This window comes from Streptomyces sp. bgisy027 (assembly GCF_057710365.1).
This window is the reverse complement of sequence record NZ_JBYIVZ010000005.1, coordinates 23336-42537: the sequence shown is the minus strand read 5'-3', so window position 1 is coordinate 42537 and position 19202 is coordinate 23336. Positions and strand designations below refer to the sequence as shown.

Genomic DNA, 19202 nt, shown 5'->3' with positions numbered 1-19202 from the left:
CGGCCTAGCACAGAGCCGGGGTTCCCCCCGTACCTGCGGCTCGTGCATCGGCGCGGGCGGGACACGTTCCCCCGGTCCCGCCCGCGCCCCACACCTCCTTCCGCGCCCCACACCTCACCAGTGGACGACGACCTTGTCACCGTTGCGCACCTCGGCGAACATCTGCGCGATGGCCCGCTCGTCGCTCACGTTGACACAGCCGTGCGAGGCCCCGGCGTAACCCCGGGCCGCGAAGTCGGACGAGTAGTGCACCGCCTGGCCGCCGCTGAAGAACATCGCGTACGGCATGGGGGAGTCATAGAGCGTCGAGACATGGTTGCGTGACTTCCAGTAGACGGTGAACTCGCCCTCCCGCGTCGGTGTGTACTGCGAGCCGAACCGCACCGGCACCTCCACGACCGTGCGCCCGTCGACCATCCAGCGCAGGGTCCGGCTCGACTTGCTGATGCACAGCACCCGGCCGGTCAGACACCGCGCGTCCGGTGCGTCGGCCGGCTGACCGCCCATCAGATACAGGTCCCACCTGCCGGGTTCGCTCGTCATCTTCAGCAGCCGGTCCCAGGTGGCCTGGTCGGTCCTGCCCGTCTCGGGCAGCCCGCGCTTGCCCTGGAAGCCCTTGACCGCCCGCTCGGTGAGGTCGTCGTAGATCCCGGTCGGCCCGTCGAAGAGCCAGGCGACCTGCCGCAGCCGCGCCTGGAGTTCACGTACGTCCCGGCCGGTGTCGCCCGGCTGCCACAGCACGACGGGCGCCGGGGCGGCCGGCGCCGAGGGCGGCTTGTCGTCGGGCGGCGCCGACTTCGGGGACGGCGCTCCGCTCGGGACCTCTATGTGCACGGGCGAGTGCCGTTCACCGTCGGATGCCTGCACGGTGCAGCCGCAGAGCACGGTGAGCGTGGCGCCCGCGGCGAGCACCGCGGTGGATCTGCCCTTACCTCTGGTACGCACCTTCCCCGTATCCCCGATACGCATCCTCGCCATGCCCCTGATACGCATCCCGTCCCCCTGTGTCTCATCGCGACCCCCCGACCGGCCGCTCGACGTCCCCTGAGATGTTCCCCTCGCGTGACCCGTCGCGAACTACGCGGCATGGTGGGAGACGGAGTGGGACACCGAGGTGACCGCCCCTGTCGGGGTGTACTGGCCGGCAACAGGCACTGCAACGCGGAGGCACACCATGGCGCGCGAGTCGGAGTCGGGACTGCCCATCGAGCCGGTCTACGGACCGGACGCGCTGACCGGCTGGGACCCGGCCGAGAAACTCGGCGAGCCCGGCGCGTACCCCTACACCCGCGGCGTGTACCCCACGATGTACACCGGCCGCCCCTGGACGATGCGCCAGTACGCCGGCTTCGGCACGGCGACGGAGTCCAACGCCCGCTACCGCGACCTGATCGCGCACGGCACGATGGGCCTGTCGGTCGCCTTCGACCTGCCCACCCAGATGGGCCACGACTCCGACGCCCCGATCGCGCACGGCGAGGTCGGCAAGGTGGGCGTGGCCATCGACTCGATCGACGACATGCGGGTGCTGTTCGGCGGGATCCCGCTGGACAAGGTGTCGACGTCGATGACGATCAACGCGCCGGCCGCGCTGCTGCTCCTGCTGTACCAGCTGGTCGCCGAGGAACAGGGCGTCGCGGCCGACCGGCTCACCGGCACGATCCAGAACGACGTGCTGAAGGAGTACATCGCCCGCGGCACGTACATCTTCCCGCCGAAGCCGTCCCTCAGGCTGATCGCCGACATCTTCAAGTACTGCCGGACCGAGATCCCGAAGTGGAACACGATCTCGATCTCCGGCTACCACATGGCCGAGGCCGGGGCGAGCCCGGCGCAGGAGATCGCCTTCACGCTCGCCGACGGCGTCGAGTACGTCCGCACGGCGGTCGCGGCCGGCATGGACGTCGACGACTTCGCGCCGCGGCTGTCCTTCTTCTTCGTGGCCCGTACGACGATCCTGGAGGAGGTCGCCAAGTTCCGGGCCGCCCGCCGCATCTGGGCGCGGGTGATGCGCGACGAGTTCGGCGCGCGGGACGCGAAGTCCCTCATGCTGCGCTTCCACACGCAGACGGCGGGCGTGCAGCTGACGGCCCAGCAGCCGGAGGTGAACCTCGTGCGGGTCGCGGTGCAGAGCCTCGCGGCGGTCCTCGGCGGCACCCAGTCCCTGCACACCAACTCCTTCGACGAGGCGATGGCGCTGCCCACGGACAAGTCGGCCCGCCTCGCCCTGCGCACCCAACAGGTGCTGGCCCACGAGACGGACGTGACGGCGACGGTCGACCCGTTCGCCGGCTCCTACGTCATCGAGCGGATGACGGACGACGTGGAGGGGGCGGCCGTCGATCTGATGCGGCGGGTCGAGGACCTCGGCGGCGCGGTGGCGGCCATCGAACAGGGCTTCCAGAAGAACGAGATCGAGCGCAGTGCCTACCGGATCGCCCAGGAGACGGACTCCGGCGAGCGGGTCGTCGTCGGCGTCAACCGCTTCCGGATCGACGCGGAGGAGCCCTACGAGCCCCTCCGGGTCGACCCCGCCATCGAGGCCCGGCAGGCCGAGCGCCTGGCGGACCTCCGCGCGGGGCGCGACCGGCGGGCGGTGGACGCGGCCCTGACCGCCCTGAAGAAGGCCGCCGAGGGCGAGGACAACGTCCTGTACCCGATGAAGGAGGCGCTACGGGCCAGGGCGACCGTGGGCGAGGTGTGCAACGCGCTGCGGGAGGTTTGGGGGACCTATGTCCCGAGTGATGCCTTCTGAGCGCGAACGACGTCTGCGGCATCGCCGTCCCGACCGTGGGCGGGCGCACGACCCTGGCAGGCGGGCGGTACGGCCTTCGCGCCCGGGACAACTCTGCACGATCCAGATCTGAAACCGCCCGTCGTCGCCGCGCACCACATCTCACTCCGTTACCTGCACCGCCTCTTCCGGGAAGCGGCGCATGGGGAGGTCGTACCGGACCCGAACAACCTCGACGGCGGCGAACCCCAGATCGCCGCCTCGCAGGACGACCCGAACGAGCTGGTCAGGGTCACCCGCAGCGCCGCGAAGTTCTATGTCGCCCGGGAGTTCGACACCTCGCGGATCAAGGTGAACAAGCTCGACGTCTCCGACGCACCCTGATCCACCCCGCCGCAACGCGTCACCCGTTCAGACCGGGTAGCCCCATGCCTGAGCCAGCTCCCTCAGGCGCGGGGGCAGTTCGACGCCCGACTCGGCCGTGCGGCCGGGCTGGACGCGGCCGGATCTGATGGTGCTGGACCAGTCACCCAGCTGCGGGCGGAGCGTGCCGTGGTCCTTGCCGCCGTAGTCGAGCATGCCGGGCTCCCAGGACACGCCGAGATACGCGCAGACGTCGCGGGTCACCCGCTCCGGTTCCGCGGTCAGTTCCTCGTACGTGATCACGTGCGCATCGAGGTTCTGCCTGGCCTCCTCCAGCTTCTCGCAGTAGCCGAGCACTTCGGCGCGGATGGTCTCGTGGTCGGGATCCGTTCGGCGGTTGGTCAGGGAGGTGATGACCGCGGCTGGGTGGCGCAGCAGGACGAGGTAGCGTGCCTTCGGCCAACATCGCTGCAGCCGCGGCCAGATGAGGGTGTTCGGCGGGGTCTTGTCGACGATGACTTCCTTGCCGCTGCGGGTGAGTTCAAGGTGCAGCACCCGGTCCCACAGCAGGTGCTCCAGTTCGTCCTTGTCGAGCTGGAGTTCCTGCATGGCGGCCGCGGTGAAATCGCGGGACAGCAGGACGTGCACCGTGCGCAGATGCATCTCGTGCGGGGCCCGGATCCGGCTGTGGCTGTTCAACAGCATCCGCAGCAGGGTCGATCCGGAGCGCACCGAGGACAGCACGAAGACCGGCGACTCCACCAGGCGCGGAGCGGGCGGGGCGGTGTAGGAGTCCTCGGCCCTCCGAGGTGTGGGGATGGCGTTCAGGCCACGGCGAGGGGGACTCACAGCCTCCTTCATCAGCCTCCCCCGGCGCCTCAGTCCTTTTCCGATCGCAGCAATCCGAGGGTCTTGCACAGTGACACCTTTCTCTCGCCTTCGCGCTGTGCGATCCGTATCTCAGGGGCCGCGGATGAACTGGAGGTGTCGGGTGGGAGAAGGGCGTGCGTGGCAAGTGGCTGAAAACTGTTCGCGACCTGCCGCTTTACCCCTTCCTTAATTCTCTCTGGGAATCTTGGTGACGTCTTCCGCCAGGAGCGTCCAGTGGGGGCCGGCTGACACCAGACGGTGGCCGGGTGCGCTGCTCTGCTCACCCGCGTCGACGAGGTGTCGCTCGGCGAGCTCGGCCGGCACCGCCGGGCAGGCCCGTGGTGTGGTCCGCGCGGGCCCTGCGAAGGGCCCGAGTGAGGACCGGGGGGAGCAGGTCGATTGCGATGCGGCGGGCACGGGAGCGGGACGGGGTGGAGCGGGTGGTCCGCGGCCGGGGTGCCGGGGAATCCTGCGGTGCGGGTGCCGGCGGCACATGGTGCCGTGAGCGCGGGAACGACGGCGGCTGTATGCCCTTGGACCGGGTACGGATCAGGCGGTGCCCCGCGGCCTCCTGCACGCTCAGTCCGCAGTCGGTGCGCTGCCGGAGCATGGTGAGCAGCGCCTCCTGGACCGGCTCGGTCTCGCCCCAGGTGGCGTACAGCTTCTGCGTGCTGAGGCAGATCGGGCGCAGCCCCCGGTTGAGCACGGCCTCCCACGCGGCGACCGAGACGCCTGGCGTGTGCTCGGAGCGGAAGTCGTCGAGGACGACGACGCCCTCGGGCAGCAGGATCTCCCGGGCCGCGCCGATGTCGTCGTACACGTGCTCGTACAGGTGCGAGGCGTCGATGTGCACGAAGCGGCAGGTGCCGGGGGCGACCTCCTCGGCGATGACGGAGCTGGGTGCCTGGACGACGGTCGGCAGAGTGTCGTGGAAGGAGAGGTAGTTCCGCTCGAAGGCCTGCCGGGTGAGGGAGGCGTACGACTTGCTGGTCTCGGCCTGGTTGGGTCCGTCCGGGGCGCCGCTCTCGAACAGGTCGCACACGGTGAACCTCTCGCCGTCCCGCAGGTGCCGGCCCAGGAGGATCGAGCTCTTGCCCAGGTAGGCGCCCAGTTCCAGCAGGTCGCCCTCTGTCCCCTGCCTCTCCTGTCGTTCGAGGAACCAGGTGAACAGCACCTGGTCCAGGGGCGGGAACCAGCCCGGGACGTCCGCCAGCTCGCCGGGGTACATGTCGGTCGCTTGTGCATGGGCCATGAGACGAGCCTGCTCCCTGGGCGCCGTCCAAACCGACGACCGGTTGAACGTCGGGTGAACAGCCCTGGCCTACGGGCGTGACAAGCCCCGCCGGCACCCCGCACGAGGGACGACCCCGCGCAGGACTTCACGAGGACCGCTCAGCGCGCCTTCGCCAGCATCGCCCGCAGCCGCGGCGTCAGCGGCTTCTCGACGAACCGGTGCAGCAGCCATGCCAGCAGCAGCATCGACGCGACCGTCAGGGCGAAGGTCTCCGCCGACGCCAGGCCCAGGCCGCGGTGCAGGGCGTGGATCACCACCCAGCCGAGGTGCTCGTGGACCAGGTAGAACGGGTACGTCAGCGCCCCCGCCACCGTCAGCCAGCGCCAGTTCGCCCAGTTCAGCCAGCCCAGCGCGATCGCGGCCACCGCCACGAAGCCGAAGGTCACCACGAGGGCGATGCCGAGCGAGGAACGGTAGGAGAAGCCGCCCGCGTCGGGGGCGTGCCACAGGTTCTGCACCGCGTGGTGCTGCCCGATGAGCCAGCTCACGGCGACGATGCCCCACGCGTAGACGTCGTGTCGGTCGCGGTGCACGAGGTAGAGACCGACGCCGCCGATGAAGAAGGGGGCGTACTCGGGCATCAGGACGATGTCGAGCAGCGGCATGTCCGCGTTCTGCGCGATCACCGCCGCCAGCGTCCAGACCGCGCAGAACATGATCACCCGGTGGCGGCTCGCTCCGGGGAGTACGACGAACAGCGCGAACAGCGCGTAGAAGCGGATCTCCGCCCACAGCGTCCAGCACACCCCGAGTACCCGGTCCACGCCGAGCGGCATCTGCAGCATGGTCAGGTTCACCAGCGCGTCGCTCGGCGAGACCGCCTTGTAGGCCACCATCGGCAGCGCGAACACGGCCGTCACGAGCACCACCGCCACCCAGTAGGCGGGCAGCAGCCGGGAGGCACGGGAGGCGAAGAACGACTTCAGGGGCCGGCCCCAGCCGCTCATGCAGATCACGAAGCCGCTGATCACGAAGAAGACCTGGACGCCGAGGCAGCCGTAGGCGAAGTACTCGTGCAGGGTGGGGAACTGCTGCTTGGGCGAGCCGGCCCAGGCCTCGGAGACCTCGCCGCCGCGGCCACCGTAGTGGTACGCCGCCACCATCAGCGCGGCTATCAGCCGCAGCCCGTCCAGGGCCCGCAGCCGGGCCTGACGGGGTGGCCGTGCCGGCTCCGGCCGCCGGGTGCTCTCGGAGGCCGGGCGGACGGTCATGCTGGTCACGAAAATCCCCTCGACGGGTGGTCCTGCGGTTCCGCTGTTTCTGTGGGTGCCCCTGCGCATTCCTGTGGGCGCCTCAGCACATTAGTCCGAATCACAGGAACGACCTCGTTGACCGGCGAACCATTCGCCCCCCGGTCCCGATACGTTCACCTGTTCGTCGTATTCGGTTCCTAAATTCCCCTGACATCCCCCCACGCACCGGTAATCGCGGTGAATGCAACCGCAAAATCGGCATTGCTTTGGCAAAAATTTGACAGGAGTGCCATGACGCGCGTCCAGGACAGACGGGCACGTACACGTGGTGGAGAGCTGGACGACTGCGTGCGCGCCTGTGCGGTGCACAGCGGCAAACTCGTCGGCAGCCTCGACCGCCGCCGCACCGAACTCGCCGAACAGCTGCGCAAGTTGCTCGTCGTGTGCAGCGCGACGCAGCCCGCCGCCCCCGCACCCGCTGCCGCAGGTGCCGGCGCCCTGCTCAAGCGGGCGGTCAAGGGCGCGGCGACGCCCGCCTCGGGCATCTCGAACGATCTGCTCGACGCGCTGCTGGCCGTCGCCAACAAGGCACTGGAGTGCGGCTACGACGACGAGCTGAACCTCGCCCTCGTCATCAGCGACACCGTCCTGGCCCAGCGCAAGAACTCCCGCGCCGGCTGGCGGCTGCGCGCCCGCCTTCTGGAGGTGCTGGGCGAGGACGGGGCCGTGGAGGCGTACGAGCGCTACCTCGCTCTCACCGACGACGACGGCTTCGGCGTCCGCCCCCGCATCGCCGGCCTGCGCGCGGCGAGCGAGACGGAGCGGGAACTGCTCGCCCTGCTGCGGCGTCAGTGTCCGCGCGCCACGGACTTCGCCCGCGGCCGCGCCACCGAGGTGTGGGCCGAAGGGCTGGCCGCGCACGCGCTGGGCGACTGGGCCCAGGCCGAGCCGCGGCTCGTGGGAGCGCTCCTTCGGCTGGCCGAGGAGGACGCCCCGGCCACCGACCGGCAGGAACTGCTCAGCCAGTACCTCGACCTGCGCACCGCCGTCCCGGGCGTCGACCTCGCCGCGCTCACCGAGGCCCTCGCGCTCTACGCCGAGCAGCGCCGCAGCCGGATGCGCGGACCGGTCGCCGATCCGACCATCGGCGGCGTGCAGTGGATCAGTCTCGGCGAGTTCCGCAACCGGGTCGCCGGCAAGTCCGTCTGCCTGATCGCCAACTCCGGGCGCATCGGCGGCAGTTCGATGGGCGCCGAAATCGACGCGTACGACCTGGTGGTGCGCTTCAACTCGTACAAGATCGACCCGAAGCACACCGGCACCCGCACCGACATCCACGCCACCATCCACAAGCACGGCTTCAACTGGGACAAGCAGGTCAGCACACGGCTCGTCTTCGGCGGCATCTCCGGCGACTGGAAGTGGTCGCTGCGCAACCGCCTGGTGCCCGGTGCGCAGACCTTCCTCGGCGACGAGTCGCTGCGCTGGCCCGTGCGCAACATCGGCAAGCTCGGCACCGACGTCTGGTCGGGGATTCCGACCACCGGCTTCAACATGCTGTGGCTGCTGGACTTCCTCGACGTCAGCCCGACCCTCGACCTGATCGGCTTCGACTTCTACGAGAGCGGCGCCTACCGCGTCCAGGAAGCGATGAAGCTGGCCATCACGTCCGTCCACGAGTACACCAGCGAGAAGGAATGGGTCATGCAGCGGGCCCAGCGCGTGACCGACATGAGGATATCCCTGCGATGACCACGACTTTCCCGCCCCGGACCGACGGCCGGGCCCCGGCGACGGCCGCGCACGACCTCACCGGCAAGCGCCGCATCGCCTTCGCGAGCTATGTCGACGAGAACTACCTGCCCGGCTTCCTCGCCCTGCTGCGCAGCCTCGCGCTGTCCAACCCGGGAGTGTGCGAGGACTTCGTCGTCCTGTACGACGACCTGCGCCCCGCCTCCATCGCCCGCATCCGCGCCCTGCACCCGCGCATCGTGCTGCGCCGCGTGAACGACGAGCACTACGACTCGTACAAGAAGGGCGACCAGGACAACTACCTTGTCCGCAAGGCGTACTTCATCCTCGACGTCTTCCGGATCCGCGAGTACGACACCGTCATCACGCTCGACACCGACATGGTCGTCCTCGGCGACCTGGGCGAGCTGCTGCAGCTGCGCGAGGGCCTGGCGGCCGTGCCGCAGTTCTTCTACGGGCAGCACAAGCTCAACTCGGGCCTGCTGGTCATCCAGCGCGAGTACCTGTCGGACGCGTTCTGCGCCAAGCTGGACGCCTGCGGACGCAGCGGTGACTACGAACTCGACAAGCACGACCAGGGCATCCTCAACGCCGTCCTGGACGGCGAGTTCGTCCGCCTCGACGCGCGCTACAACTTCGTCAAGCGGCGGCTCTCCGGCGATCTGCCGGTACCCGAGGACACGGCGATCCTGCACTTCACCGGCCGCCACAAGCCCTGGCAGGGCGGCGAGGCCGGCTACAGCCTGGCCGAGGAGCGCTGGCGTGAGTTCGAGCTCTCCGACGCCGACTTCCAGGCCGCGTACCTGGCCTCCCCCGGGGGGCTCCACCATGACCTGGCCGTCCACTTCGGTACCCCGCACGTGCGGCGCACCGGGGACGTCGAAGTCGCCCGCAAGGTCGCCGCCGCCCACATCGCCACCGGCGACTACCAGTCCGCCGTCGACATCCTCGGCAGCCTCCACATCCCGCTCGACGAGTCCTGGCCGCACGAGGTGCTCGGCCACGCCCTGATGAGTGTCTCCCGCTACGACGAGGCCAGAGCCCGGTTGCTGCTGGCCACCGCCGCCCCCAACCGGGCCGCCACCGCCTATGCCCGCCTCGCCCAGATCGCCTGGGTGCACGGCGACAACGCCGAAGCGCTGCGGTACGCCACGGCCGGTCTCACCGTCGACCCCACCCACCGCTCGAGCCGGCTGTGGGCGCAGCGCGCGTCCGCCGTACCCGCACAGGAGCAGGGCAGCGCCGAGGACCAACTCGCCCACGTCGCCTTCTACATGGACCGGCAGGGCAACGCGGGCGACAAGCTGCTGCCGGAGAGCGTCCGTCTCGCCTTCGGCCCCGACACCAGCTCCCGCCGCTGGCACTCCGTACACGCCCACCGCCTGTTCGACGAGGCCGCCCTGGAGCGCGTCAACGCCCGCCGTGGCCTGGTCATCGGCGGTGGCGGCCTGTTCATCCCGGACACCATGCCCAACGGCAACAGCGCCTGGCAGTGGAACGTCCCCGACGCGACTCTGAACCGCATCGACGTGCCCATCGCGGTCTACGCCGTCGGCTTCAACGCCTTCGACGGACAGTCCTACCGCGCCGAGCGTTTCCGCTCCTCCCTGCGCCAACTCGTCGAGCGCGCCTCCTTCTTCGGGCTGCGCAACCACGGCTCGATCGACAAGGTGCGCGCCATGCTCCCGGCACACCTGCACGACAAGGTGCGGTTCCAGCCGTGCCCCACCACAGTCATGCGGCACCTGGTGGCGGACTGGCAGGACCCGGTACAGCGCGCCGACACCATCCTGATCAATGCCGCCTACGACCGGGCCGGCCTGCGCTTCGGCCACGATTACGCCTACTTCCTGGCGCAGATGGCCCAGGCGGTCCGGGACCTCGGTGCGCTCGGCGAGGTGCGGTGCGTGGCGCACTCGCTCGACGACGAGAAGATCGCCTTCGACCTGCGCCGCGAGCACGGCATCTCCATGCCCGTCATCCCGATGTACGACTTCGACAACGACGGCATCCGCGACCTGTACGCCCGCGCCAAGCTGGTGATCGGCATGCGCGGCCACGCCGGAATGATCCCGTTCGGCGTGGGCACGCCCATCATCAGCCTCATCTCGCACCCGAAGATGGCGTACTTCCTGAACGACATCGAGCGGCCCGAGTGGGGCGTGTCCGTACACGACCGCCACCTCGCCGCCCGCCTCGTCGAGCGCGCCAAGGACCTGCTCGCCGACCACGACCGGACGGTCGCCGACGTGCACGGCCGGCAGCAGGAGCTGTGGAAGGTCACCGAGGCGAACGCGGCCGACCTGCGGATCATTCTGCGCGGCTAGGGCCGCGACATGGGTCCCCCACTCGTGCGCAGCGGCGAGTGGGGGAGCCCACGTCCGACAGCAACTCCCTTATGGGCGGGCCGACTTCCATGCCGAGTTGTCGTGGACCGTTCATCTCGTGATAACTGCAAGGGCTTCGCCTTCCTCCGTACGGTTGTTCGAGCACGGTGATCAAGCGCACCGTGCTTCCTGCTTTCCGGAGGTGCAACCCATGCGAAGACACCCGAGACGTCGTGCGTCCATGGCGATGGCGATCTGCGGCCTGTTCGCCGTACTGGCCACGCCGACCGCGAACGCCGCCCCGACCCCGGACCCGATCACCCGTCCCGCCCAGGCGAGAGCGCTGGCCGCCAAGCTCGGCGACGACCGCACCGGCGGCGTCTTCTACGACAAGGCCGGACAACTCGTCGTCGCCGTCACCGACGAGGCCACCGCGCGGGCCGTGCGTGCCGAAGGCGGCGTCGCCGAGGTCGTGAAGCACAGCACCGCCGTTCTGTCCTCCGCCCGCGCCGCCCTCGACCGGCGGATCGCCGAGGCCGACCCGATTCCCAACACGTCCTGGGGAGTCGACCCCAGCACCAACCAGGTGACCGTCGAGATCTTCGACGGCGTCTCCGCCGCCGACGAGAAGCGGCTCATGAACGTCGTCGCCGGCTATGGCGACGCGGTGCACGTCGAGAAGCTCCCCGGCACGATCAGGCCGAACGCCTACGAATCCGTCGGCGGCACCGGCATCTACTCGAAGGACGGCGGCTGGAACTGCACGCTCGGGTTCAACGCCCGCAACTCCTCCGGACAGAAGTACTTCGTCACCGCCGGGCACTGCGCCGACACCGATCGCGACCTGTGGTGGCACAGGCAGGAGGGCGGCATCTACCTCGGCAAGCGCATGTGGTACGACTACGGCGGCATGGACAAGGACTACGCCGTCATGGAGTACCGCGGCGAAAACCTTGCCGCCTACGGGTCCGTCAAGGCGTTCGGTACCTCCTACGAGATCACCGACTCCCGATACCCCGACGACGGTGAGTCGGTCAAGCGCTCCGGTGCCACGAGCAGCGACCTCGTCGGCGAGGTGCTCTCGCCGAGCGAGACCGTCACCTACACCGACGGCACGGTCCTGAAGAACATGATCAAGACTTCGCTCTGCGGACTCGACGGAGACAGCGGCGGCCCGGTGTGGACGGGGACCTACGCGCTCGGCATCCACTCCGGGAGCAACACCCCCGACGGCGCGACGTGCAACAGCACCGTGAGCCAGTACCGGTCCTACGCCCAGCCGGTGCACTGGGTGCTGGCCCACCACGGGCTGAGCGCGTTCTGAACCGAGCGCAGGCCACCGCGGACCGGAGCACCCGCGGTGGCCTGCGCTCGGCGGTGTGTCAGCCGCGTACGGCCTTCCGCACCAGGCGGCCGAGACGCGAACCGCCGGGAGTCGCCCGGTCCGCCTCGAACGCCTTCCGCAACTGCTCGAAATGGTCGCCCCGGGTCCGGCTCAGGTACGCGTCGCCGGTCAGCGGCTTGGCGATCGACCAGGCCCGCCGGTGCTCGCCGCTGTAGTGGGCGACGTAGGCCTTGGCCAGTTCCAGCACGGACTTGAAGGGGATGCCGCCGGTGTGGTCGCGGTCGAGGCGCTCCTGGACCGCCGAGATGAGCGCCAGCTTCTCCTCCAGGGAGAAGGCGTCCTCGGAGATGGCCTTCAGCACGTCCTCCGGGATCGGCCGCGTCACCTCGAAGGCGAGCGTGGAGCGGATCGGTGGCCCGGCGATCTCGATGTACGGCAGCAGGGCGCCCGTGCTGTAGTGCAGCCAGGGCAGCCGGGGCCCCGCGAAGTCCTGGTGCAGGACGACCGAGCCGGGCCGCAGCCGGGTCAGGAAGCGCTCGGACACACAGCGGAAGACCCGGGCCGTCTTGGCGATGTCGATGTGCAGGAACTCGATGGGGGACGTGTCGTCCGGGTCGGAGGTCTGCCAGATGTCCCCGGCGTGGATCTCCAGGAACGGCAGGAACGGCTCCAGCCGCCCGCGGAAGTCCTCCAGGAAGGAGTTCTCGCCCTCGGGCCTGGCGCCGGCCGTGAAGAACTTCTCCGTGGCGAAGGTCCCCTTGCCGACGCGGAAGAAATCGTACGCGTGCAGCCGGCCCGTCCTCTCGTCGAACACCGGGCTCTCGCGCAGCCCCAGGGCGAGGGAGTAGGTGGATCCGCCCCCGCCGGAGCCGAGTTCGACGATGCGGTCCCGGCCGGAGAGGTGGTGACGTCCCACCAGGTACAGGAACCGCAACTCCCAGTCGCTCACCTGGGTGTAGGGCAGATTGTCCGGCAGTTCCGCGGTGTCGAACAGGGAGTAGAGCCGGCCGAGCTTCGTCATGATGGCCCCATGGGTTCGGGTGGGCGGTGGCCGTGATCCTAGGGGCACCGCCCCACACCTCGCCGTGGAATCAAGGCAGTAGTTCGATAGTTCGCCTCTGTTTCCTCAGTTGTTCTGCCGTGTTCACCGTCGCTTGACTCAACGACGCACGGACTTCGTCAGAGCCCGCGCCCGCCGCACCACCCGGCGTGCCGTGGCGTTGCGGGGCAGGAAGGACAGCCGCTCCGGGATACCGCCGGGCAGCCCGAGCGAGGTCAGCCGCTTGCGCTTGAAGTAGCGCTGGGTGCGCGGACCGAAGTGCTGCGACAGATAGCGTTCTGCGGCCGGGCGCAGGCCGGGGTGCATCTGCGGCTGCATGGTGAAGCCGACGGCGGTGACGAGACCGTTCAGCGTGTCGGCGGGGACGGCGTCGTCACCCTTCTTGCCCTCCAGGTCCGGCAGCAGCGCGTCGACCAGGACGGCGGGGATCCGGTTGCTGTTCTGGTGGGGCGTCAGGCGATCGAGGAGCGCCTCGGTGCCGATGCGGGCGACCGGCAGGTCGTAGAACGCGGACGCCGTGAACAGCGCGGTCGAGAAGCAGCCGACGACCAGCGCGGGCGGCGCCTTCTCGAACAGCACCTCGGCGAGGACGGGCGTGTCCAGGACGGTGAGGTCCACGCCGAGTTTCTCGGCCTCGGTCTCCAGAGCCCGGCTGAAGCGGGCCGGCGCGGTCGGGTGCGGCTTGAAGACGATCGTGCGGTGCCCGCGCTCGACGGCCCCGCGCATCATCCGCACATGCAGGTCCTCCTCCTCGGCGGCGGAGAGGATGTTCAGCGCGGACAGGTACTGGCCGAGCAGCAGCGCCGCGTCGGCGGGCAGGGCGGGCAGATCCGGCACGGCGTCCGTGAGGCCGCTCATCACCTTCCGGAACGCCGGCGTCGGCACGACGTGCGCGGGCACGTCGAACTCGGTCAGCAGCATCGGGGTCAGCCCCGGCACCAGGTCCAGGTGCAGCAGCCGCCGCACGCGCGTGCCGACCAGCGGGTCCAGCTTGTTGCGCGTGGGGCCGTAGCTCATCAGCCCGTCGGCGTAGACGTGGAGCGGGGCGCCGGTGAACAACTGGGCCACGGTGAGGGCGGGGGTGACCTGGATGGACTCCAGGACCAGCTCCACGGCGTCGTCGCCCAGGCCCCACAGCAGCCGCAGATAGCGCTCCAAGAGCGGAATGTCGTCGGAGCGCGGCGACCAGGCACCCGGGTGGAAGGGGTGGATGGCCTCGTTCCACGACAGGACGCCGTCGAAGTGGTCGCGCAGGGGCGCGAAGCCCTGCATCTCGTCGACGGCCGGAGTGGTCTCCGGGGTCGCCGAGTTGTTGAAGACCAGCAGCAGACGGCGGTCCGCCTCGGCGAAGCAGTCGGACTCGATCGCGGCCGCCAGGGTGGCGGCGCCGTACAGCGTCGAGACGCAGAAGATCTGGGTCGTCCGGGACATCAGGCGGCCGCCTTCGCCGTGGTGATCCGGCGCCGCAGCCGGCGCAGCTTCGAGGAACGGTGCATGTCCATGGTCTCCAGTACGTCACTGAGCGCGTCCTGCGGCATGCGCTTCATCGCCTCCGCGCTCATCGCTCGCAGCTGCTTGGCCACGGACGGCTCCCACTTGGACTCGTCGGCGAGGTGGTGAGCGATGATCGCGCAGTAGGTGCGCACTGCCTTGGGCAGCAGCCGGTCGGCGTCTCGGTCCGCCGCCGTCTCCTCGATGACCTGGTCGAAGGCGCGGATGAAGTCGAGCTGGCGCGCGTCGCCGATCTGCGTGAGGGAGGAGGCGACGCCGCGGCGGTAGAACACACCCATCAGGCTCACCACGGCGAACGACTCCGCCTCGCGGTGCAGCTTCCAGATCCACGGCCGGTCCTCGGCCGTCCGCAGTCCATGGGTGAAGTGCAGCAGACCACGGTCGAGGAGCCGGCGGTGATACGCGCCCGCCCAGGCGTAGGCGTAGTCCACCGAGGTCGTCCGGTCGGCGGGCAGGATCGCGTCCCGCGGGTTCAGCACCTCGCCCCGCAGGCCGACCGGAGCCCGGTGCACGGACCGGGCGCGGGCCGTGGCCTGCACATGGTCCGTGCGGACGAAGTCGCAGCCCAACCCCTCAAGGGCGCTCACCAGTTCGGCCAGATAGCCCGGAGCGAGCCAGTCGTCGCCGTCCAGGAAGGTCAGGTACTCGCCCCGCGCCGCGTCCAGGCCGGTGTTCCGCGCGGTGGCGAGCCCGCCGTTCTTCTCATGGCGGATGTACTGCACCTGGGCGATGGCCGACAGCCCCTCGGCCGCCCGTTCGAGAATTACCGGCGTCTCATCCTTTGAATGGTCATCTACCAGTACGAATTCGAAGTCGCTCCGAGCGTTTCTGTGAAGGCTTCTGAGGGTGTCCGGGGCGTATTGCTGCACGTTGTAGAACGGCACGATGACGGAAAGCTTTGGCACCTGCGAAAGGCTAGAAGGTCGCACGGCTCGGGAACTTTCCGGTGAAGGTACGGAGGGTGAACTCATGGTGTCGGAACGGTGCATCCCTTGTGCTTCCATAGAATCGGCGGGCCAGTTCGGCTCTCGGTGGGGTGTTGTTAACTTTTCGTTGAGTCGTGGTTGGGTCGAACCTTGAAATTACTTCCTAGCGTCTTCGACGTGCCAGCAAGTACTACGAAGCCCTTGCGAATCGCCGTCCTCGCGGACTCGGACACCCGCTGGAAATGGGGTGCGCTGACCGCGGACCGCATCGCGCCGAGCCCGTCCATGGAAGCCGGACGGCGCGGCGAGGCGCAAGTGAGCCCCGCCCTCGACGGATTCCTGCTGCGCGGCCGTGCCACACCCACGGCTCGCCAGCTGGCAGAGGTGGGCGTGCGCGCCGATTCCCTGAAGGAGGTCACCGCCGTCGAGTTCCTGCGCACCATGGCGGAGGAGCAGTACGACGTCCTGGTGCTCGCCCTCGTCGGCGGCGGCGTGCAGGCCATGCTGCACGGCCTGAAGCGGGTGTGGGAGGGCCGCTCCGACCGGCCCGTCGTCGTCACCGGCTACGTCGGCGTCGTCTACGAGAAGCTCGCCGACGGCCTGCTGCTGCGGCACGGCGCGGACCTCGTCCTCGCCAACTCCCGCCAGGACGCCTACCGCTTCCGCGCGGTGTACGACGGCGTGGGCGCCGACGCCTCCTCGGTGACCGAGGTCGCCCTGCCGTTCCTCGGCGGGGAGCCCTACACCGGCGGGCACGACCCGTACACGGTCGTCTTCGCGGCCCAGCCCTCCGTGCCGGACAACCGCAAGGACCGTACGTACCTGCTGAACCGGCTGATCCAGCACGCCCGCAAGCACCCCGAGCGCGAGGTGCTGCTGAAGCTGCGCTCCAAGCCGGGCGAGCACACCACCCACATCGAGGAACTGCCGTACCAGAAGCTGGTCCAGCGGCTCGAACCGCCGGCCAACTTCAAACTGGTGTACGGCAACATGGGCGAGGTCCTCGACCGCACCGACCTGATGGTCACCATCAGCTCCACGGCCGCGCTGGAGTCGCTGCACCGCCGTATCCCCACCGTCGTCCTCACCGACCTCGGCGTGCGCGAGGTGCTCGGAAATCACCACTTCGTGGGATCCGGCTGCCTCGCCTCCTGGGACCAGCTGGACGAGGGACACCGGCCGGTGCCCGACGAGGAGTGGGTGTCGCGGCAGGGCGTGTGCGCCGACGGCACCTACGCCACCGCCTTCGACCCGGCCCGCGAGCGCATCGCCAAGCTGCTCGGGCGGCCCGGCGGACTGCCCGCCCTCACGCCGTACTACACGCCGGCCACCGCGCCCGGCTATCTGCCCGGCATCCTCGCCCGCCACCACCTCGGCCCGGACGGCAGCCCGCTGCCCGGCGCCCCCGCCCACGACCGGGAGCCCGGCCCCGTCCGCCAGATAGTGCGCCGGGCCGCACGCGGCGCCTACCGGCACGGCGTGCAGCGCGTGGCGCCCGTCATCCGGCGGATGGGGGAGCTGTGAGCGATCCGACCGGGGCGCCGGGACGCGCCCCGAAGCCTTTGCAAAGAGCCCAAGGAGTGGAGCCCATGTCCAACCCGGAAGCAGGTCACGGCACTTCGGTGCCCCGCGTGCTCGCCGTCATCCCCGCGCGCGGCGGCTCCAAGGGCGTGCCCGCGAAGAACCTGATGCCCGTCGGCGGCGTGCCGCTGGTGGCGCGTGCGGTGCGCGAGTGCCGGGCCTCGCGGCTCGTGACGGACGTCGTCGTCTCCACCGACGACCAGGGCATCGCCGCCGCCGCCCGGCAGGCCGGCGCCGAGGTGGTGCTGCGCCCCGCCGCCATCGCCGGCGACACCGCCACCTCCGAGGCCGCCGTCCTGCACGCCATGGACGCGCACGAGACGCTGCACGGCTCCCCCGTGGACGTAGTGCTCCTCGTGCAGTGCACCAGCCCGTTCATCGTCCGTGAGGACATCGACGCCGTGGTCAAGGCCATCGTCGCCAACGGCGCCGACACCTCCCTGACCGTCGCGCCCTTCCACGGCTTCGTGTGGCGCCACGGCGACGACGAGCCCGCGGAGACCGAACGCGCGGCCGCCGGCGGCGGCTTCGGCGTCAACCACGACAAGTCCTTCCGCCCCCGCCGCCAGGACCGCCCCCAGGACTTCCTGGAGACCGGCGCCGCCTACGCGATGAACGCCGGCGGCTTCCGCGAGCACAAGCACCGCTTCTTCGGCCGCACCGAACTCGTGCGCACCGACCCCGCCCGGGTGCTGGAGATCGACGATCCGCACGACCTGGCCCGCGCCCGCGCGCTGGCGCCGCTGTTCGACGCGGACCGTCCCGGCGCCCTCCCGACCACGGACGACATCGACGCGGTCGTACTGGACTTCGACGGCACCCAGACGGACGACAGGGTGCTGATCGACGCCGATGGAAAGGAGTTCGTCTCCGTGCACCGCGGAGACGGCCTCGGCATCGCCGCCCTGCGCAAGAGCGGCCTGAAGATGCTGATCCTGTCCACGGAGCAGAACCCGGTCGTCGCCGCCCGCGCACGGAAGCTGCAGATTCCCGTGCTGCACGGCATCGACCGGAAGGACCTCGCCCTCAAGCAGTGGTGCGAGGAGCAGGGCATCGCGCCTGAGCGCGTGCTCTACGTCGGCAACGACGTCAACGACCTCCCGTGCTTCGCCCTCGTGGGCTGGCCCGTGGCGGTCGCGAGCGCCCACGACGTCGTGCGCGGCGCCGCACGCGCGGTCACGGCCACACCCGGCGGTGACGGCGCCATCCGAGAGATCGCCAGCTGGATCCTCGGCCCCTCTCTCGATTCCCTCACCAAGTAAGGACATCTTCTGCCATGAGCACCTACTCCCGTCTGCGCAACTTCGGCTCGCGTGAGGTCGGCCCGGGCAAGCCCGTCTACATCTGCGGCGAGATCGGCATCAACCACAACGGTGAGCTGGAGAACGCCTTCAAGCTCATCGACGTGGCCGCCGAGGCCGGCTGCGACGCCGTCAAGTTCCAGAAGCGCACCCCGGAGATCTGCACCCCGCGCGACCAGTGGGACATCGAGCGCGACACCCCCTGGGGCCGGATGACCTACATCGACTACCGCCACCGGGTGGAGTTCGGCGAGGACGAGTACCGCCAGATCGACGAGTACTGCAAGAGCAAGAACATCGCCTGGTTCGCCTCGCCGTGGGACACCGAGGCCGTCGCCTTCCTGGAGAAGTTCGACGTCCCCGCCCACAAGGTCGCCTCCGCGTCCCTCACCGACGACGAGCTGCTGCGCGCCCTGCGCGCCACCGGTCGCGCGGTCATCCTCTCCACCGGCATGTCGACGCCGAAGCAGATCCGCCACGCGGTCGAGGTCCTCGGCTCGGACAACATCCTCATGTGCCACGCCACCTCCACCTACCCGGCGAAGGCCGAGGAGCTGAACCTCCGCGCCATCAACACGCTGGAGAAGGAGTTCCCGAACGTCCCGATCGGCTACTCCGGCCACGAGACGGGTCTGCAGACCACCCTCGCCGCGGTCGCGCTCGGGGCGACCTTCGTCGAGCGTCACATCACCCTGGACCGCGCCATGTGGGGTTCGGACCAGGCCGCCTCGGTCGAGCCGCAGGGCCTGACCCGCCTCGTCCGCGACATCCGCACCATCGAGGAGTCCCTCGGCGACGGCGTCAAGAAGGTCTACGACTCCGAGCTCGGCCCGATGAAGAAGCTGCGCCGCGTCGCCGGTGTGGTCGCCGAGGCCGAGATCGCCGCCGCCGCGGGCGAGCCGGTTCAGGTCTGACGCGAACGCGCCGAAGCCCGGTAGTGCACC

At 69.8% G+C, this 19202-nt stretch carries 14 protein-coding genes and 1 pseudogene; 8 read left to right on the top strand and 7 right to left on the bottom strand.

All coding sequences use genetic code 11. The features are described 5' to 3' along the window. Positions 1-114 precede the first annotated feature (114 nt). Complete coding sequence (locus AC3ETA_RS06885; RefSeq protein ID WP_432191894.1) at positions 115-969, bottom strand: L,D-transpeptidase family protein; 855 nt, start codon at positions 967-969, stop codon at positions 115-117. 205 nt (positions 970-1174) lie between these two features. Here AC3ETA_RS06885 and AC3ETA_RS06880 point away from each other — a divergent pair, with 205 nt between their 5' ends. Together AC3ETA_RS06880 and AC3ETA_RS06875 are read left to right on the top strand one after the other, a co-directional pair. Beyond that, positions 1175-2755 (top strand): acyl-CoA mutase large subunit family protein, encoded by a 1581-nt coding sequence (locus tag AC3ETA_RS06880; RefSeq protein WP_432191893.1) that lies wholly within the window; start codon positions 1175-1177, stop codon positions 2753-2755. Between the two features lie 93 nt (positions 2756-2848). Beyond that, a pseudogene (locus AC3ETA_RS06875) lies at positions 2849-2950 on the top strand (AraC family transcriptional regulator); the annotation flags it as partial. 195 nt (positions 2951-3145) lie between these two features. Here AC3ETA_RS06875 and AC3ETA_RS06870 read toward each other — a convergent pair. From AC3ETA_RS06870 to AC3ETA_RS06860, 3 genes are all read right to left on the bottom strand, one after another. Next, entirely contained in the window at positions 3146-3958 is an 813-nt protein-coding gene (locus AC3ETA_RS06870) for a sulfotransferase family protein (RefSeq protein ID WP_432191892.1), read from the bottom strand. Between the two features lie 289 nt (positions 3959-4247). Then, positions 4248-5219, bottom strand: a complete 972-nt coding sequence (locus AC3ETA_RS06865) for a class I SAM-dependent methyltransferase (protein WP_432191891.1) — start codon at positions 5217-5219, stop codon at positions 4248-4250. A 140-nt stretch (positions 5220-5359) separates the two neighbouring features. After that, positions 5360-6472, bottom strand: coding sequence for an acyltransferase family protein (locus AC3ETA_RS06860; protein WP_432192080.1), 1113 nt, complete (start codon positions 6470-6472; stop codon positions 5360-5362). Between the two features lie 273 nt (positions 6473-6745). Here AC3ETA_RS06860 and AC3ETA_RS06855 point away from each other — a divergent pair, with 273 nt between their 5' ends. The 3 genes from AC3ETA_RS06855 (at position 6746) to AC3ETA_RS06845 (ending at position 11857) form a co-directional block, all read left to right on the top strand. Next, a complete protein-coding gene (locus tag AC3ETA_RS06855) occupies positions 6746-8206 on the top strand; it encodes a glycosyltransferase family 29 protein (RefSeq protein WP_432191890.1) in 1461 nt (486 codons plus the stop codon). Then, entirely contained in the window at positions 8203-10533 is a 2331-nt protein-coding gene (locus AC3ETA_RS06850; RefSeq protein WP_432191889.1) for a glycosyltransferase, read from the top strand. The genes AC3ETA_RS06855 and AC3ETA_RS06850 overlap by 4 nt, the downstream gene beginning before the upstream one ends. A 241-nt stretch (positions 10534-10774) precedes the next feature. Next, a complete protein-coding gene (locus tag AC3ETA_RS06845; protein ID WP_432191888.1) occupies positions 10775-11857 on the top strand; it encodes a S1 family peptidase in 1083 nt (360 codons plus the stop codon). A gap of 58 nt (positions 11858-11915) precedes the next feature. On the opposite strand, the gene AC3ETA_RS06840 is transcribed toward AC3ETA_RS06845, so the two are convergent. The 3 genes from AC3ETA_RS06840 to AC3ETA_RS06830 all read right to left on the bottom strand — a co-directional run bounded on the left by AC3ETA_RS06840 (position 11916) and on the right by AC3ETA_RS06830 (position 15355). Then, entirely contained in the window at positions 11916-12899 is a 984-nt protein-coding gene (locus AC3ETA_RS06840; protein WP_432191887.1) for a hypothetical protein, read from the bottom strand. Between the two features lie 138 nt (positions 12900-13037). Next, positions 13038-14369, bottom strand: a complete 1332-nt coding sequence (locus AC3ETA_RS06835) for a polysialyltransferase family glycosyltransferase (protein WP_432191886.1) — start codon at positions 14367-14369, stop codon at positions 13038-13040. Next, on the bottom strand, positions 14369-15355 hold the full coding sequence (locus tag AC3ETA_RS06830) for a glycosyltransferase family 2 protein (RefSeq protein WP_432191885.1): 987 nt from the start codon (positions 15353-15355) through the stop codon (positions 14369-14371). The genes AC3ETA_RS06835 and AC3ETA_RS06830 overlap by 1 nt, the downstream gene beginning before the upstream one ends. A 198-nt stretch (positions 15356-15553) precedes the next feature. Between AC3ETA_RS06830 and AC3ETA_RS06825 the strand changes: the two genes are divergently transcribed. The 3 genes from AC3ETA_RS06825 (at position 15554) to AC3ETA_RS06815 (ending at position 19172) form a co-directional block, all read left to right on the top strand. Continuing rightward, a complete protein-coding gene (locus AC3ETA_RS06825) occupies positions 15554-16900 on the top strand; it encodes a DUF6716 putative glycosyltransferase (RefSeq protein ID WP_432191884.1) in 1347 nt (448 codons plus the stop codon). Between the two features lie 65 nt (positions 16901-16965). Then, positions 16966-18219, top strand: coding sequence for a cytidylyltransferase domain-containing protein (locus tag AC3ETA_RS06820; RefSeq protein ID WP_432191883.1), 1254 nt, complete (start codon positions 16966-16968; stop codon positions 18217-18219). A 14-nt stretch (positions 18220-18233) separates the two neighbouring features. Beyond that, positions 18234-19172: an N-acetylneuraminate synthase family protein gene (locus AC3ETA_RS06815; RefSeq protein ID WP_432191882.1), complete on the top strand. Its 939-nt coding sequence runs from the start codon at positions 18234-18236 to the stop codon at positions 19170-19172. Positions 19173-19202 lie beyond the last annotated feature (30 nt).